Raw genomic sequence first — 1,632 nt, forward strand, 5'->3', positions numbered from 1 at the left:
AGTACAATGGGTGATGAAATCGAGCTGGTCCGCCGGCACGCGCTTGCGGTTGAGTTCGGTGAAGTAGCTGAACATGCCGCCGCCGAGGCGGATATCCGGAAAGGCGCGCCGCGCGGCCGCGTAAACATCCTCGAGCGGCGGACAGTCCGGCCACGTGCTGCCCGGCGGTGTCGACTGCCGGTCGACCGAAGGCGACACGGCAATGGCCGAGAGTTTTAGCCCGGCCTGGCGCACCAGGTCGGCGACACCTGACATCTCGGCGTCAAGATCGCCGGCGCACACAACGACGCATTCGAGGGTCGTTGCGGCAGCGTGGGCATTTGCGAGCCGGGCGAAAGCGCGCAAGGCGTCGAGCCCGTGGCCGCGCGTCGGATCGTAGTGAAACAGCAGCTGTTGTGGGCCGAGTGTCGTCAGCGTGGAGAGGTTCGCCAGTGCCGTCTCGACATCTTCGGGATAGATGACCACGCCGACATCCGGCAGCGTTGGCCCGGCTTCGCCGAGTTCGACGCGGACCGGTTCGCTGGCCACGGCGGCAGCCGGCGCTTTGCCTTCACCTGCGATGCGCAGGCTGATCGTCTGGCGCAGGGTTTGGCCGGCAGGCAGCACATAGGGCCAGGGCAGCGCCAGCGGTCGCACATAGGTCTTGTAGGAGGCGTCCGACCAGTTGCGCTGGTCCTCCATTTCGAAAGTATCGCTTTCCATCCGGCATTCGGCGGTGACGCCAGGCCGAACCTGATGGGTGATGGCGCGGATATCCTTGAAAGGCTGCCAGGGGTCTATCAGTTCGGGAAGCTTTGTCGCCTCCACGCTGCCGTCCGTATGCTCGACCTTGACCGGGCTGCCGGCGAGGTCGGCGATCGGGTGAAGGATGCAGAAGCCGCAGCGGTTGGTTTCGAAATCGCTCTCGGGAAGGGCGCTGACCTCGAAGACCAGACGGCCATCGGCGGAGCCTTTGATGGTGGCGCGGAAGCCGAGCCGGGTTCCATCGGGGGCCAGGCAGCTTGCCGAATAGCTGACCGAAAAAGCGTCGGCAGCCTGGTCGATGATCAGGTCCGTCAAATTTGGCTCATAGGTGCCCCAGTCGCGGTCACGCACGATATAGGCGACGGCGCGTAGCACTTCGGTGCCGCCATGCTGAATGGTGCGCAGATTGCCATTGACGAAGTCCGCGCTGAGCGCGCCCGCGCTGAGCCTGACCGGCTCGACCTCGACCGTACGCGTGCCGTAGAGCAGGAAGGCGTCGGCGGTCATTTCAGCGAGGCGTCGAGTTGCACCGGTTGCCGGCTCGCGGCCCCAGCATAGGCGGCCTCGACCAGCGCGAACGTCTTGAGATTGTCCGCACCCGAGGTCGCCGGTTGTACGCCCTTTGCCAGGCAATCGACCCAGTGCTGCTGGATGGCGACGACGCTTTCCTGGATGTTGTGCCAAGGCCGCGACGCCCACGGCAGCAGCGGCGGCGAAACGTCGGTGACGGCCGTGCCGCTCTTGCCGGTGACGGTCAGCCGATATCCCTGCGCCAGCCGGATCGTGCCGTCGCTGCCGTCGATCTCGATCAGCGTCTCGGGAAACGGCTCCGTGGCGAGCTTCGTCGCGTAGCTGCAGTCGACCACCGAGGTAGCACCGCTGTTGTGA

At 65.6% G+C, this 1,632-nt stretch carries 1 protein-coding gene and 1 pseudogene; both read right to left on the reverse strand.

Translation table 11 applies throughout. From position 1 onward, the window contains the following. Window positions 1-1,251, reverse strand: a 1,251-nt coding sequence (locus EN964_RS33945) for a hypothetical protein (protein WP_127277397.1), incomplete at its 3' end; no start/stop codon positions are given. After that, window positions 1,248-1,632: pseudogene (locus EN964_RS33950) on the reverse strand (gfo/Idh/MocA family oxidoreductase); the annotation flags it as partial. The pseudogene EN964_RS33950 and the gene EN964_RS33945, both read right to left, overlap by 4 nt.

This window comes from Mesorhizobium sp. M7A.F.Ca.CA.001.10.2.1 (genome assembly GCF_003998575.1).
Classification (GTDB): Bacteria; Pseudomonadota; Alphaproteobacteria; order Rhizobiales; family Rhizobiaceae; genus Mesorhizobium.